We start from the raw sequence: 13,700 nt of genomic DNA on the forward strand, positions 1-13,700 counted from the left end.
TCTTCGTGGACCAGCCCAGTTGAAGGCTTCTTGCTACAAGAAAAGTGAGATTCTTTACTGTGCTTCATCGTATAAATAACGTGTCAAAAGATTTTTTCCTACTCACTCCAGGATTCGGAGCACCTAGTGGCGAAGGGCAAAGACATGCTCCTGCATCGCTGCGCTAGCTTCGTCGCAAAGCCACTGCACGAAGTCCCTTCGGTCACTGACTTTCCAGCGGAAAAACGAAGTGGTGAGACCCCGCAGGAGCTTGCGACGAGGAGGCTCAGCGCGGAGTCCGCGGAAAGCGTCCACTAGGTGTGGAGAATCCCACATGCATACAAAAAAATGAGTAACTATTCTTTTGTCTACAAGCAGAGAGCCTACCAATTTGGTAGGCTCTCTTTTTTCTAGTGATAACAATGTTGTAAATTTGATGAATTAGTACATATTTATATCTAAATGAAAATTATTCTCATTTAATCATTGACTGGTTTTTAGTGGGTGCTATACTGAAATAGGTAAGTCAGTGATAATGATTATCACTATCAACTAATCAATAGTCGTTATTGGAGACAGATGAGGGCAGCTATGAAAAAACGCTATTTAATACCAATATTAATCATACTGTCGATCATTTCCTTGTTTGTCGGAGTGAGCAGTATCAGCATAGTTGATTTGTTTGACTTCCAATCGGAAGAGACACAAATATTCTTAATTAGCCGTCTGCCGCGGCTGGTTGCGATTTTACTAGCGGGTGCAGGAATGAGTATGGCAGGACTCATTATGCAGCAGTTAAGTCGCAATAAATTCGTGTCTCCGACAACAGCAGGTACATTAGATGCTACTCGGCTTGGGATTCTCGTATCTATGCTTTTGTTCGCGAATGCATCGATGCTAGAAAAAATGACAGTAGCTTTTGCTTTTGCACTTGCTGGGACATTTCTTTTTATGCAAATTCTTAACCGCATCAAATTTAAAGATGCGATATTTATTCCTTTAGTTGGGTTGATGTTTGGAAATATCTTATCATCCATCACAACATTTTTCGCTTATCGAGCAGATGTTATTCAAAACATGTCTGCCTGGTTACAAGGTGACTTTTCCATGGTTATGAAAGGGAGTTATGAACTTCTTTACGTCAGTGTTCCGGTATTTGTTGTCGCCTATCTCTACGCTAATCGATTTACGGTAGCGGGTATGGGGGAAGACTTCTCAAAGAATTTGGGAATGAAATACCGCAGTGTTGTAAACATCGGATTGACACTCGTAGCCTTGATTACTGCGACAGTTGTTTTGACAGTAGGGGTTATCCCGTTTCTTGGGTTGATCATCCCAAACATTGTCTCAATTTTTAAAGGAGATCATCTTCAAAAAACATTGCCGCATACCGCAATGCTTGGCGCGATTTTCTTATTAGTATGCGATATTTTAGGAAGAGTGCTGATTTACCCGTATGAAATTTCCATCAGTTTGATGGTGGGCGTGATTGGCAGCTTTATTTTCCTCTTCTTGTTGTTTAGGAGGAAAGCATATGCGTGATTTACATAAAATGCTCATCCTTATTGGTTTAGCTTTAGCGGCTTGTGCTGTGTATTTGTTTCAAGACTTAAACGGAAGTTTTGATTATGCCTTGCCAAGACGTGGCGTGAAAGTGTTTGCGATGGTGTTAACGGGTGTAGCTATTGCTTATGCAACAGTCGTTTTTCAAACCATTACTCATAACCGGATATTAACACCGAGTATTATGGGCTTGGATTCACTTTATATGTTGCTTCAAACCTTGCTGGTCTTCTTTCTAGGCTCGAGCCACGTGACGATTGTGAACAAGCAAGTAAACTACATGTTGTCGATTGCCGTCATGGTCGTCTTTGCCTTGTTGTTTTACCGTTTACTGTTTAAAAAGAATGATCGCCCCATTTACTTTCTCTTGTTAGTGGGAATTATTTGTGGAACTTTCTTTGGAAGCATTACAACATTCTTACAAGTGCTCATCGACCCAAACGAGTTTTCGATTATTCAAGATCGTATGTTTGCGAGCTTTAACAATGTTAACGCCGATTTAGTTTGGACGTCGCTTGTCATCATCACCTTATTGATCGCTTTTGCTTGGAAGCAAAATGCCTCTTTAGATGTTTTGACACTAGGTCGTGATACAGCGATTAATCTAGGGGTCAATTACGATGCGTTAGTTAAACAAATGCTTGTATTATCAGCCGTTTTAATCGCCATTGCGACTGCACTTGTTGGACCCATTACTTTTTTTGGTTTGATTATCGCAAATTTATCCTACCAGTTTTTCACGTCGTATAAACATTCGGTTTTATTGACGGGAGCGATTATCATCAGTGTCATCGCTTTAGTTGGTGGTCAGTGGGTAGTAGAGCGGATTTTTACTTTTAATACGACGTTGAGTGTCATCATCAATTTCATCGGTGGAATTTACTTTATCTACCTATTACTAAAGGAGAGTCGATCTAAATGATTCAAGTTCGCGAATTGACAAAGCTGTACGGAAAAAAACAAGTTGTCGAAAATGTCTCTGTGGATATCCAACGCGGTCAAATTACATCGTTCATCGGTCCAAATGGTGCAGGTAAGTCTACATTGTTATCGATGGTCAGTCGTTTGTTAGATGCAGATACCGGCGAAGTGCTCATTGATTCAACCAATACCAAAAAGTTGAAATCCAATGAGTTTTCAAAACGCGTATCCATATTAAAACAGTCGAACTACATGAATGTCCGCTTAACGATTCGTGAGCTTGTCTCTTTTGGTCGCTTTCCTTATTCAAAAGGTCGCTTAAATGACGAAGACGAGAAAATGGTCGATCAATCAATTGATTATATGGATTTAAAGGACATGGAAAACGCTTATCTTGATGAATTGTCGGGTGGACAACGCCAACGTGCATTTATCGCCATGGTGATTGCGCAAGACACCGATTATATCTTGCTAGATGAACCGTTAAATAATTTGGACATGAAGCATTCTGTTCAAATTATGAAAATCTTACGTCGCTTGGTTGATGATTTGGGCAAAACAGTAGTGATTGTTTTACATGATATTAACTTTGCTTCTGTTTACTCAGATCGTATCGTGGCGTTGAAAAATGGTCGCGTCGTAAAAGACGGCCCAACTGAAGAGATTATTCAAAGTGCGGCATTAAAAGAAATTTACGATATGGATATCCCCATTCAACAAATGAATAACTGCAGAATTTGTGTGTATTTTAATTCTTAAAAAAGAGGAGCTCGAAACAATATGAAAAAATGGATATTGGTCGCATTTACGTTAATGATGGTAGCAGTTTTAGCTGCTTGTGGGTCAACCGAAGAAACTGCAGAATCCGATACAGCAAATGCAGAAACAGAAGAAATGACAGTAACGCACGAACTAGGTGAAGCAACTTTTACTAAGAATCCAGAAAAAGTAGTGGTTTTTGATTATGGGGTTCTGGATTCACTAGATAAGTTAGGTATTGAAGCGGTTGCTGGAGTGCCTCAAGAATCTTTACCAGCTTACTTAGAAAAATACGAGGATGCGGAAAAATACGAGAATGTTGGGACATTAAAAGAAGCTGACTTTGAGGCAATCCACGCAATGGACCCGGATTTGATTATTATTTCTGGACGTCAAGCAGATATGTACGAAGAGTTTACTGAAATTGCGCCTACGATGTATATGGCTGTAGACACAGAAAAGTACATGGAGTCATTTGAAGAAAATATGACAACGCTTGGTGAAGTTTTCGGGAAAGAAGATCAAGTAGGCGAAGAACTTGCGGCGATTGATGCGCAAATTGAAAAAGTGAAAGCGATAGTAAGTGAGTCGGATGAAAAAGCGTTAATTACGCTTGCGAATGAAGGGAAAGTAAGTGCGTACGGTGCAGCTTCTCGGTTTGGTTTGATCCATGATGTATTTGGTGTCAAACAAGCCGACGAAGGCATTGAAGCGTCGACTCATGGACAAAGCATTTCATATGAATATATTTTGGAAACAAACCCAGACATGATGTTTGTGGTTGACCGCAATGCGGTAGTAGGCAATGGGACAAACGCAGCTGAATCGCTTGAAAATGAATTGGTTCAAAAAACAAACGCTTATAAAAACGATAAAATTATCTACTTAGATCCAGATTACTGGTACCTATCAGGTGGCGGATTGCAGTCTGTCGCTCAAATGGTAACGGATGTCCAATCTGCATTTGAATAAAAATCACAAAAAAGAAGTTCCTGATTTAGTTCAGGAACTTCTTTTTTTGCTGTATTAAGAGATTGATTTTTTAGGAGAAGGAGTAGGTACTTCGCCGAGTTGATTCAATCGGTGCGCAAATGAATTGCTATGTCCAGCAGGCGAACCGTGCAAAACATCTTGCATTGAGTAAGCTTGTGAACCGTGTTCTGAAAAGTCCAATCCAGCTTCTTCATGTTCTGCAGTAACTCGAAGAGGAACGACGCTGCCAATAGCCAATAGCACCAATCCAGTTGATATAGAAGCCCATGCAATAACAGCGAACACCCCGACAGCTTGAATGCCAAGAACTTCAGCGCCGCCTCCGTAAAGTAATCCACCAGTCGTATCAAATAATCCGATGGCAAGTGTTCCCCAAATACCGGCAATTCCGTGAACGGAAATAGCGCCGACTGGATCATCAATGCGAATTTTTGAATCGAGTAAACGAATTGCTTCCGTCATGATAACGCCTGCCAATAAACCGATAGCAATCGCACCGACAAAAGAGACGTTTGCAGCGCCTGCGGTAATACCGACAAGTCCGGCAAGTGCTCCGTTCATGGTTAAAGAAGCATCAATGCGTCCGTAGCGTAGTCGAGTATAGCTGGCAGTAGCGATTATTCCGGCAGAAGCAGCTAATAATGTATTGGCAATGACAATTGGCACGAGTGCAGGGTCAGCCGCTAATGTACTACCGCCATTAAATCCAAACCAACCAAGCCATAGGATGAAAACGCCTAAAGCACCGAGTGGTAAACTGTGTCCTGGAATTGTATTTACGGATTTCCCGCTATATTTCCCAAGACGAGGTCCGATTTTCCAAGCTGCAATCAAAGCAGCTACAGCACCTGTTAAGTGGACGACTGTTGAACCGGCAAAATCGATAAAGCCGATTTGCGCTAACCAACCGCCACCCCATACCCAATGACCAACAATTGGGTAAATAACGGCAGTCATCGCGATAGTTAATAAAATATAGGCAGATAAATTCATGCGTTCTGCTACGGCACCTGAAATGATGGTTGCACAAGTAGCAGCGAAAACAGCTTGGAAGACAAAGAATCCAATGTCTTCAACACCTGACAGTGCGAATCCTTGTGTGCCGATTAATCCAAAAGAAGAAGGGCCGAACATCAGTGCATATCCAACGATAAAGTAAAGAATGGAACCTAATGAAACAGTAATCATATTCTTCATTAATATATTTAATGTATTTTTAGAGCGAGTAAATCCTGATTCCACCATCGCAAATCCTGCGTGCATAAAAAATACCAACATAGCCCCGAGCATCACCCAAATCATATCTACTGAACTTTGAACTGCTTCCATCCAATCTCCTCCTTATCCAATCGCGACTGTGCCGCGTTCTTTTGTTCTAATTCTGATTGCTTCTTCAACCGGGTAAATGAAAATTTTGCCATCCCCGACTTGGCCGGTAGATGCATAGTCGAGTAAAGCTTGGATGATGTCTTCGACTTTGTTGTCATCCACTACCATTTCTAACTTAAGCTTCGGAGAAAATTCCATCGTATAAGCATTACCGCGGAACAAGCCAACCCGACCTTCTTGCTTTCCGATTCCTGCAATTTCCGTTACACTCAATCCGTCTATTCCTTCAAGTGCCAAAGCTTGTCGAACATCTCCAAAAACGGAAGGGCGAATAATCGTTTCAATCTTTTTCATGGTTTTCTCTCCTTCATGTTAGGTTTGTTAACATAATAGTTTATATTTTCTGACAATGCAAGTGTTTTTTGAAATTAAATGTTAGGTTTCCTGACATTAATAAATAGTAGGGGTGATTTTGTGTATAAAATTCCAGAAGAATTAGCTGCCCTCGGCAAGGAAAGAATTGATGGATATCCGGTTGAAGGTTTTGTGTGGGGGAGTGGTCCGGAAAATCCGGCAATTATGCTAGTAGGAGAAGCTCCAGGAGAAAATGAAATCGAAACAGGGATCCCTTTTACAGGGCGGGCAGGAAAAGAATTAATGGCTTCTTTGGAAAGTGTCGGCTTGGTAAGAGAAGATGTTTATATTACAAGTGCAGTCCGCAGCAGACCTTATAAATGGGGAACTAAGAAAAAGCGAAATGGTGAAGTAATTGAACGAAAATACAACCGGGCACCAACAAAAAAAGAAATTATTGCTCATGCGCCAATATTGGATACAGAAATTCGAGACATTCATCCGCCGTTGATTGTGACATTAGGAAATGTTGGTTTACAAAGGTTAATTGGACCGAAGGCTAAAGTTACAGAACTTCATGGGTTGTTGATCGAAACACCGATACTATACTGGGATGATGTAAACAATTGCTTTAAAGAAACCGATGAGGTTTATCATATTTTCCCTACGTTCCATCCAGCTAGCGTTTTTTATAATCCACCTGTTCGGGAATTGAAAGATGAAGATTGGCGCAGGTTAAAAGAACTTTTAGGGAAAGTAGAATGATTATAAAAATTAGGCATGAAAAAAGTTTTGAAGAAAATCTTTTTGACGTATACTATTTGTATTCACTAGAGTTAGAAAAGAGGCGCGTTTATGGATAGTTCTGTTTTATTTGCACTTGGTTTGACTCTTTTTGCTGGACTCGCTACAGGAATCGGCAGTTTAATCGCATTTTTTGCGTCTCGTACGAATACGAAGTTTTTGTCGATTTCATTGGGCTTTTCAGCTGGAGTTATGATTTATGTTTCCATGATTGAAATTTTCTTCAAAGCAAAAGATGCCTTGACGAACGCGCAAGGTGAAGTTGTTGGGTATTGGCTGACTCTTGCAGGTTTTTTTGGTGGGATGATTTTCATGGCGATGGTCGATCGAATCCTGCCAAAATTGGGAAACCCGCATGAAGTAAAAAAAGTGGAGGACATGGATGAAGGGCCAACAAATGATGAATATGCCCGATTACGAAAAATGGGTATTTTTACAGCGTTGGCGATCGGTATTCATAATTTCCCTGAAGGCATAGCTACGTTTATGTCGGCTATACAAGACCCGGCTCTTGGTATTGCGATTGCAATCGCCGTAGCAATACACAATATTCCTGAAGGGATTGCAGTTTCGGTACCAATTTACTACGCAACTGGAAGTCGGTTAAAAGCTTTACAATACAGTTTTCTATCGGGTATTTCAGAGCCGGTTGGAGCGCTTGCTGCATGGTTGTTCTTAATGCCATTCTTAAGTGATACATTGTTTGGTGTTATATTTGCGGGTGTTGCAGGGATTATGGTCTTTATCTCGCTTGATGAATTATTACCTGCTGCAAAACGGTATGATGAAGCTCATTTATCTATTTATGGACTAGTAGCCGGTATGGCTGTTATGGCTGTTAGCTTAGTGCTGATTGTTTAAAAGTGAAACTTAACGCCTCCCTTTCTCGTAATAAAGAGAAAGGGAGGCGTTTTTGATGGATAGTAAGCGCATTGAACAAACTTTCTCAGAAGTGTCGAAAACAACTGGTTGGGCAGTAGACAAACGAATATCATTAGCTGTGACGAATATATACTTAGGGCGTGGGCAAAAGTTTGACGCCGGCTTGCATGAGGGAGCCGTCAATATTATTAAAAAAAATGAAGGATGGACGTCCCCATTACGATCTCATTTACTTCATGTTGCAGCTGCTTTTATAGTGTTAAAAGAAGAAAGTATAGAAAGCTCGTTAAAATTGGTGAATCAAAACCAACAAGCTCTTAACGATGCAGGATTTTGGAAAACATCGTATACGTATTTAGCTGCGTTAATGATGAAAAACCCTGAAGAAGCAACACGTGCAAGAGCCTTATATGAAGAAATGAAGAAACATCATAAATTTCTAACATCGAATGAAGATATTCCTTACGCAGCCTTATTGGGGAGCAGAGAAGGAACGGTTGAAGAACGAGCGGCGACTATGAATATGTATTACAAAGACTTACGGGAACAAGGGTTTTCGATGGGGAATGACCTGCAGTGGTTGTCTCAAATTATGACGTTTGAATCTCCTGCTTATAATCCGGAAATGGTCGGAAAAGTATTGGCGATCCAGCAATTCTTTAAAGATGAAAAAATCAAAATTAAGTATGCGCAATATCCTACTCTTGGTTTTTTGGCAGTAACAGGAGTAGGTGGCAATGCACTAAACGAAATTGTGTCAAATACCCGTGAACTTGAAAGCAACAAAATTTTTCGTTGGTACAAAGATATGGCATTTTCAACGGCAGTTCAACAGACGATGGCTGACAATATAAAAGGTCAAGATATTGTCGATATGGCTTTTTCAACATCACTGGAAGCGTTGATGCAGGCGCAACAAGCAGCCATGATGGTCAGTATTAATGCTGCAATTATCTCAACCACTAATAATTCATCCACTTAACGAGGAGTGTCGAAAATGAACTAAGTTTCTATTTTAGTTGCTTGAAAAAATAGACTTTATTTCATAGCTTGTCATCATTCTTTCATCGGAGTATAGTGGTATAAAGATGTAACTATACATGTGTAAAGACAAGGGGAATGATGATGTCAACTTCAGTTGAGAAAAAAACAGGTGCGATATCAAGAAATAAATTGTTAGGGATTGCGGGGCTTGGATGGCTCTTTGATGCAATGGATGTCGGCATCTTAGCGTTTGTAATCGCAGCGCTCCATGCAGATTGGGGATTAACTTCTAACCAAATGGGATGGATTGGCAGCGTGAACTCAATCGGAATGGCGGTTGGCGCATTTGTTTTCGGTATTTACGCTGACCGTGTAGGTAGAAAGAAAATATTTATCATCACGCTTTTATTGTTTTCGATTGCAAGCGGTATTTCTGCTTTCACTACCACTCTTGCAGCATTTCTGATTTTGCGATTTTTTGTCGGAATGGGATTGGGCGGAGAACTTCCGGTAGCTTCTACTTTAGTGGCGGAAAGTGTACCGGCAAGAGAACGTGGTCGCGTGATTGTGTTATTGGAAAGTTTCTGGGCGGCTGGTTGGTTAGTTGCTGCGATCATTTCGTATTTTATCATTCCTTCTTTCGGATGGCGCGTAGCGCTGTTGTTGACTGCTTTACCGGCATTTTACGCATTATACTTGCGCATTAATTTACCGGATTCTCCACAGTTTTCGGCCAAAAAAGATGTCTTACGCTCGATATCTACAAATATTAAAGACGTATGGTCAAAAAAGTACAGACGACCTACAATAATGTTGTGGATTGTTTGGTTTATGGTCGTCTTTTCATATTACGGAATGTTCTTATGGTTACCGAGTGTGATGGTATTAAAAGGATTTACGCTTATTAAGAGTTTTCAATATGTGTTAATCATGACTCTTGCACAGTTGCCGGGGTATTTTACAGCAGCGTGGCTAATTGAGCGTATTGGACGAAAATTTGTACTAGTGACTTATTTAACCGGGACCGCTGCCAGTGCTTTAGCTTTCGGTAATGCTGATTCTATTACAGGCTTGATTGTTGCGGGTGCTTTCTTATCCTTCTTTAACTTAGGAGCTTGGGGTGCTTTATACGCTTATTCTCCAGAACAGTATCCGACGATTATTCGTGGAACTGGGACGGGGATGGCTGCTGCGTTTGGGCGTATTGGGGGTATTCTCGGACCGCTATTGGTTGGGTCGCTTTTAACTGCGGGAATTGGAATCAATATAATTTTTGCGATTTTCTGTGGGGCCATTCTTATTGGCGCTATGGCTGTAGCCTTTCTTGGTACCGAAACAAAACAAATGGAATTAGAATAACTTAAAAAACAACGTCTTCAGTGCAAACTTGGAGGACGTTGTTTTTTTTCTCCAAAATAAAAAAAGGGTATTGTTCGTAGTTTAGCTAATACCTTTATATAGGGATAAAACATGGTAGAAATGGACGTGGAGATATGGAATTGATCATTTACTCGGATTCGTCGGTTTTTGAAGAGCGAGTATCGCCTTTGTTAAATCGGAATGAAGACCGTAATAGTTTGTTTTTAGGGATACTTGGACAAATCCAAGCCAATCGGTACGACGATTATTTTCTAGCACTAGCCGAAACAGAAGATGAAGTTGTCGCGGCGTGCTTAATGACGCCGCCGCATGCTTTGCAATTAGTAATATTTCGTCGGTTGCCTGAAATTGAAAAGGAAATTGCCGGCCATTTACAAAATCTCGGAGTTAAAGTTAGCGGCATTGTAGGTGAGCATGATACATCTCGTCTTTTTGCTAAAGCTTGGACCGATCATACCGGTGAGCAAGTGAAAATACTAATGGATCAAGGCTTGTATCGCATTGATGCAGTTAATAAGGGCTTGCAGAAAAGTGGAGGCTCTTGGCGAGTTGCAAGTAATAAAGACGCAAAATTATTAATAGAATGGTATAAACTGTTTGAAGAAGAAACGGGAATCGATCGTCGTTCTACCCAGGAACAAGCTACACAACGAATTGAGGAGTTTTTAGAGAGGAAAGAAGTTTATGTGTGGGAAGTAGACGGGGAGGTTGTCTCTTGTATGAAAAAAGCACGCCCTTCGAAAAACGGCATAACCGTGTCTTTTGTTTTCACACCCGTGGCTTACAGAAAGAAGGGGTATGCGCGGACCTTAGTCGCTGAGGTCACAGACGAATTGTTGCTAGAGTATGATTTTGTTATGCTTTATACGGATCTTGCCAACCCAACGTCCAATAAAATTTACCGAGAAATTGGCTACGAACAAATTTCAAATCCAGTTCACCTCATTTTTTCAGATAAATAAAATTTCCTTAAGTAATTTTAGGAGTAAAAAGGTACTTTATAGGGTATAAAAAAGCTAGGCTTAAAGAAGCAGGAAGGAGTGAGGGCTATGATTCGTTTTGAAAATGTCACGAAGCGGTTTTCAGATGGTACAGAAGCATTAAAAGACATTTCGCTTGTTTTACCGACCCATCAATTGACTGCTATCATTGGTCCTAGTGGCTGTGGAAAAACTACGTTGATGAAAATGATTAATAAATTAGAAAAACCTACCGAAGGAAGCATCTATATTGATGAAAAACCTATTAATGACATGGATGAAGTTCAGTTGAGGCGCTCGATTGGCTATGTTATTCAACGCATTGGGTTGTTTCCTCATATGACCATCTCAGATAATGTGGCATTAGTACCAAAATTACTTGAATGGTCTAAAGAAAAAAAGGAAGAACGAGTACGCGAATTGCTCCAACTGGTTGGTTTGGATCCTGAAGTTTATATGGAACGTTACCCCCTCGAATTAAGTGGAGGGCAACAGCAACGTGTGGGAGTAGTCCGAGCGCTTGCTGGAGATCCTAACATTGTTTTAATGGATGAACCCTTCTCAGCACTTGACCCCATTAGCAGGGAACAACTGCAAGATGAACTTCGAAACCTTCAACAAACCATCAATAAAACCATCGTTTTTGTAACTCATGATATGGATGAGGCATTAAAAATTGCCGATACTATTATCGTCATGCGCGCTGGAAAAGTAGAGCAGACGGGAACCCCGCAACAGCTAATTGATAATCCCGCGAACGAATTTGTTCAAAACTTTATTGGTATCGAACGGATCAGTCAAAAGCGAACATTTGGCGAGCGGAAATTAGTAGAGTTTCTGTCTATTTTCACATCGGATTGGTCGGGAGAGTTTAAAGAAATATCAGCAGAATCAACGTTTGAAGACGCGTTTGCGAAATTAGACGAAAGCGATCAAGAATATTTAGCGATTACTCATAACGATCAAATTGTAGCTTACGCTAATGAACGTGATTTGTTGAAAGCGGCCCTCGCTAAAGAAACGGGGGTATTAACATGACAAACTTTTTCGACACGCTTGTCAGTCGTCAAGATATGATTATTAGCGCACTTATTGAACATATGTATTTGTCTTTTGTCGCAGTAGCTGTTGGTATAGCGATTGCATTGCCGCTAGGGATACTGATAACGCGCTACCGACGCTATGCCGAATCGATTATTGGTGTAACGGCTGTATTTCAAACGATTCCGAGTCTTGCTTTGTTTGGATTTTTAGTTCCTATATTAGGAATTGGATCGCCTACAGCGCTAATCGCACTTATCATTTATGCATTGTTGCCGATTTTACGAAATACTTATGCAGGAATTGCAGGGGTTGATGGGTCTACTATTGAAGCAGGTCGAGGTATGGGCATGACACGTACACAAATTCTTAGACAAATCGAATTGCCGCTAGCATTGCCGTTTATCATGGCGGGAATACGCACAGCTACGGTATTGACGGTGGGAATCGCAACACTTGCAACATTTGTTGGAGCAGGTGGTTTAGGTGATATCATTTACCGAGGATTACAATCATATAATAATTCATTAGTGCTAGCAGGTGCGCTTCCAGTAGCGCTGTTAGCGATTGGGTTTGACCAAATCTTAAAGTGGATTGAAAAACGCGCAACACCAAAAGGGCTAAAAATTTAGGGGGAAAACAAAGTGAAAAAAGCGACATTAGGAATAGTTTTAGCTGCAACAACTGTTATTGCAGGATGTGGTTCGGGTGGAGATGAATTAGATCCATTAGTTATCGGTGGTAAGCCGTGGACCGAGCAGTATATATTGCCTTATATTCTTGGGGAATACATTGAAGCAAATTCAGATTACACTGTGGAATATGAAGATGGATTAGGAGAAGTATCGATTTTAACGCCTGCTTTGGAAAAAGGTGACATCGATATGTACGTAGAATATACCGGTACCGGCATGAAAGATGTATTGAAAGAAGAATCAGTTCCGGGTCAAACGTCTGAAGAAGTGCTAGAAATTGTGCGTGCAGGTTATGAAGAGACGTTAGGCGCGACTTGGTTAGAGCCGCTTGGTTTTGAAAATGGCTACACACTTGCTTATTCAAAAGACAGTGGTTACGATGCAGAAACTTATTCAGACTTAGCTGAAATTTCACAGTCAGAAGCGATGAGTTTTGGAGCGCCGCATCCTTTTTACGAACGGAAAGGTGATGGCTTTGATGATTTAGTTTCCACATATCCGTTTGAGTTTGCAGAAACAGACAGCTTTGATCCTGCTATTATGTACGAGGCTGTTGAAAGTGGAGAAGTAGATGTCATTCCGGCATTCACAACAGATAGCCGAATTGGATTGTTTGATCTAGAAACAACGAAAGACGATCTTTCGTTCTTCCCGAAATATGATGCTGCTCCTGTTGTACGATTAGAAACGCTTGAAGAGTACCCAGAGCTTGAAGAGGTATTGAACGAATTGGCTGGAAAAATTTCTGAAGAAGAAATGCTCAAGATGAATTCTCGGGTAGATGTAGATCAAGAGGTAGCTAGCGATGTAGCTCGTGAATTCTTGATTGAAAAAGGATTAATCGAAGAATAATGGCAAATTCCGTAGCTTAGGCTACGGAATTTTTTTGTGGAGATTGTTTATCATCCTAGTTTTAACTTCTGCTCTTTTCTAATAGCATTTAAGAAATGGTTCTTGTACAATAGAATAAATGAGTGAATAGTCATTCAATTCAGTTAAATGTAAGCGATTTCAACTAAATAATGAGGTGGATAAA

General features: G+C 40.6%; 14 protein-coding genes. 12 read left to right on the plus strand and 2 right to left on the minus strand.

The features are described from left to right. The first annotated feature begins 570 nt into the window (after positions 1-570). From GPDM_RS13735 to GPDM_RS13750, 4 genes are read left to right on the plus strand one after another with little or no spacing between them, the layout of a single operon-like run. Complete coding sequence (locus GPDM_RS13735; RefSeq protein ID WP_008432293.1) at positions 571-1,521, plus strand: ABC transporter permease; 951 nt, start codon at positions 571-573, stop codon at positions 1,519-1,521. Beyond that, complete coding sequence (locus tag GPDM_RS13740; protein ID WP_008432295.1) at positions 1,514-2,464, plus strand: iron chelate uptake ABC transporter family permease subunit; 951 nt, start codon at positions 1,514-1,516, stop codon at positions 2,462-2,464. The genes GPDM_RS13735 and GPDM_RS13740 overlap by 8 nt, the downstream gene beginning before the upstream one ends. Then, positions 2,461-3,222, plus strand: a complete 762-nt coding sequence (locus GPDM_RS13745; protein ID WP_008432297.1) for an iron ABC transporter ATP-binding protein — start codon at positions 2,461-2,463, stop codon at positions 3,220-3,222. Before GPDM_RS13740 ends, GPDM_RS13745 begins: the two co-directional genes overlap by 4 nt. 21 nt (positions 3,223-3,243) lie before the next feature. After that, complete coding sequence (locus tag GPDM_RS13750) at positions 3,244-4,194, plus strand: siderophore ABC transporter substrate-binding protein (protein ID WP_008432298.1); 951 nt, start codon at positions 3,244-3,246, stop codon at positions 4,192-4,194. A gap of 54 nt (positions 4,195-4,248) precedes the next feature. Here the strand turns inward: GPDM_RS13750 and GPDM_RS13755 are convergent, their stop codons facing one another. Together GPDM_RS13755 and GPDM_RS13760 are read right to left on the minus strand one after the other, a co-directional pair. Next, complete coding sequence (locus GPDM_RS13755) at positions 4,249-5,544, minus strand: ammonium transporter (RefSeq protein WP_008432299.1); 1,296 nt, start codon at positions 5,542-5,544, stop codon at positions 4,249-4,251. Positions 5,545-5,556: 12 nt separating this feature from the next. After that, entirely contained in the window at positions 5,557-5,898 is a 342-nt protein-coding gene (locus GPDM_RS13760; protein ID WP_008432301.1) for a P-II family nitrogen regulator, read from the minus strand. 78 nt (positions 5,899-5,976) lie between these two features. Between GPDM_RS13760 and GPDM_RS13765 the strand changes: the two genes are divergently transcribed. The 8 genes from GPDM_RS13765 to GPDM_RS13800 all read left to right on the plus strand — a co-directional run bounded on the left by GPDM_RS13765 (position 5,977) and on the right by GPDM_RS13800 (position 13,516). Further along, positions 5,977-6,663 (plus strand): uracil-DNA glycosylase, encoded by a 687-nt coding sequence (locus GPDM_RS13765; protein ID WP_050789219.1) that lies wholly within the window; start codon positions 5,977-5,979, stop codon positions 6,661-6,663. 90 nt (positions 6,664-6,753) lie between these two features. Beyond that, the gene (gene zupT / locus GPDM_RS13770) at positions 6,754-7,563 is read left to right on the plus strand and encodes a zinc transporter ZupT (protein ID WP_008432305.1); all 810 of its coding nucleotides are present in this window, start codon (positions 6,754-6,756) and stop codon (positions 7,561-7,563) included. Positions 7,564-7,618: 55 nt separating this feature from the next. Next, positions 7,619-8,566, plus strand: a complete 948-nt coding sequence (locus GPDM_RS13775) for a DUF4003 family protein (protein ID WP_008432307.1) — start codon at positions 7,619-7,621, stop codon at positions 8,564-8,566. Between the two features lie 143 nt (positions 8,567-8,709). After that, the gene (locus GPDM_RS13780; RefSeq protein ID WP_008432308.1) at positions 8,710-9,927 is read left to right on the plus strand and encodes an MFS transporter; all 1,218 of its coding nucleotides are present in this window, start codon (positions 8,710-8,712) and stop codon (positions 9,925-9,927) included. Positions 9,928-10,061: 134 nt separating this feature from the next. Then, positions 10,062-10,910 (plus strand): GNAT family N-acetyltransferase, encoded by an 849-nt coding sequence (locus GPDM_RS13785; RefSeq protein ID WP_008432310.1) that lies wholly within the window; start codon positions 10,062-10,064, stop codon positions 10,908-10,910. Positions 10,911-10,997: 87 nt separating this feature from the next. After that, positions 10,998-11,966 carry an ABC transporter ATP-binding protein gene (locus GPDM_RS13790; RefSeq protein WP_008432312.1) on the plus strand — a complete coding sequence of 323 codons (969 nt, stop codon included), beginning with the start codon at positions 10,998-11,000 and terminating at the stop codon, positions 11,964-11,966. After that, positions 11,963-12,601, plus strand: coding sequence for an ABC transporter permease (locus GPDM_RS13795; RefSeq protein WP_008432314.1), 639 nt, complete (start codon positions 11,963-11,965; stop codon positions 12,599-12,601). Before GPDM_RS13790 ends, GPDM_RS13795 begins: the two co-directional genes overlap by 4 nt. Positions 12,602-12,613: 12 nt before the next feature. Next, complete coding sequence (locus GPDM_RS13800; protein WP_008432315.1) at positions 12,614-13,516, plus strand: glycine betaine ABC transporter substrate-binding protein; 903 nt, start codon at positions 12,614-12,616, stop codon at positions 13,514-13,516. The last annotated feature ends 184 nt before the right edge of the window (positions 13,517-13,700 follow it).

It is taken from the genome of Planococcus donghaensis MPA1U2 (genome assembly GCF_000189395.1).
GTDB classification, from domain to species: domain Bacteria; phylum Bacillota; class Bacilli; order Bacillales_A; family Planococcaceae; genus Planococcus; species Planococcus donghaensis_B.